The organism is Azonexus sp. (assembly GCF_036170495.1).
GTDB lineage: Bacteria > Pseudomonadota > Gammaproteobacteria > Burkholderiales > Rhodocyclaceae > Azonexus.
The window spans coordinates 1-1,548 of sequence record NZ_JAVHPH010000478.1; the positions used below are offsets into that span (position 1 = coordinate 1).

At 59.8% G+C, this 1,548-nt stretch carries 3 protein-coding genes; all 3 read left to right on the forward strand.

Features of this window, described 5'->3' with window-relative positions; all coding sequences use genetic code 11:
• Positions 1-182: 182 nt before the first annotated feature.
• From ADADOO_RS17270 to ADADOO_RS17280, 3 genes are read left to right on the forward strand one after another with little or no spacing between them, the layout of a single operon-like run.
• Positions 183-380, forward strand: coding sequence for a hypothetical protein (locus tag ADADOO_RS17270; RefSeq protein ID WP_511278754.1), 198 nt, complete (start codon positions 183-185; stop codon positions 378-380).
• 28 nt (positions 381-408) lie between these two features.
• Positions 409-834: a hypothetical protein gene (locus tag ADADOO_RS17275; protein WP_511278755.1), complete on the forward strand. Its 426-nt coding sequence runs from the start codon at positions 409-411 to the stop codon at positions 832-834.
• A gap of 8 nt (positions 835-842) precedes the next feature.
• On the forward strand, positions 843-1,316 hold the full coding sequence (locus tag ADADOO_RS17280) for a hypothetical protein (RefSeq protein ID WP_511278756.1): 474 nt from the start codon (positions 843-845) through the stop codon (positions 1,314-1,316).
• The last annotated feature ends 232 nt before the right edge of the window (positions 1,317-1,548 follow it).

Genomic DNA, 1,548 nt, shown 5'->3' on the forward strand with positions numbered 1-1,548 from the left:
TGGCGCCGGCGCCATCGGTGGCGCTGTACTAACCGGCGGCAGTGCTGCCGGAACCGTCGGTGGCGCTGTTGTTGGTGGTGTCATCGGTCACGAAGTTGCCAAATAAGGGAACGTGATCAGAGGCGATGCGCCCGGCCGGATCGGTCGGGGCATCAATTAATGGCGTAATCAAGGAGAAGCAAATGATCAAAACAGGAAAAACACTGGGCGCAGCGGTCATGTTGGCTGCGCTGCTCGTCGCTCTGAGTGGTTGCCAGAAAAAGGAAGGGCCGGTCGAGCAGGCTGGCAAGAAGGTTGATCAGGCTACCGAAAAGGTCGGTCAGGAAATCGAAAAAGCTGGCAACAAGATTCAGGATGCCACTCAGGGTGACAAGAAATAAGTACGGCAACGGACAAAGGAGTTTCACCATGAATTTCAACCTGTTACTGCTGGCAGTTGTTCTCGCCGGCGCCTCGATACCGGCGCAGGCTGCCGATGTCGGGGTGTCGGTTACGCTCGGTCAGCCTGGCTTTTATGGCCGTATCGACATCGGTGACTCTCCGCGGCCGCAATTGCTCTATTCGCAACCTCGCATGATCCGGCGCGGGGCTTCCGGCCGCCCGCCGATCTACCTCCATGTACCCCCGGGCCATGCCAAGAACTGGCGTCGGTACTGCGGCGCCTACAACGCCTGTGACGAGCGGGTCTATTTTGTCCGCGAGCGCTGGTACAACAACCAGTACGTCCCACGTTATCAGGAGCGCAACCGTCACCGCCAGGATGATCGTCACGATGATCGGCGCGATGGATGGCGCGATGATTATCGCGGGAACGACCGTGGTCAGCACAGGTGAGGCCGGCCATGACTAAACTCGCACTGGTCTCCGCCGGCAAGGCACAAACGGGCTACGGCCGACTCGGCCTGATTGCCGTGGTACTCGTCCTGCAATGCATGCCGGCACTTTCCTTTGAACTCGATGATGCGGCAAAAAGCAATGTGGCAAGCAGCCCGCAAGCCGGGGTTTCCTGGCTGAGCGGTGGGGTCGGCGACGAAGCCATGGCTGAAATGCACAAGCTGTCCGCCGCCTACAACGTCCACCTCATGCTGACCGGACCGCGCGGCAATTACCTGGCGGGGATTCCCTTTACGGTCAGTCGCCGTAGCGGGCAGGTCACGGTTTCCGGCGTGACCGAGGGGCCGTTGCTTTACATCAAGCTGCCGGCCGGCCGCTACCAGATTGCCGTTGAAATCGACGGTGCCTGGCAAACCCGACGTGTTCAGGCTTCAGCCTCGGGGCCGGCGGCCAAGGTGCGCTTTGTCGCCAAGGGCGAATAAGGCTTCAATCAGTTCGACCGGCCTTTCGGCAAATTGCCGCGGGCCGAAAAGGGGTGAAAAGGCCCCAAACCCACATGATCAGCTTTAATCGCCACCTCTGGCGGCGCTTTCATAAAATTGCCGCACCTTACTGGTTTGGCGAGGAGAAGTGGCAAGCCAGACGCCTGCTCGTCCTGCTGATCCTGTTGCTGCTCGGGCAGACCGGATTTGCCGTACTGTTCAACGAGCAGAC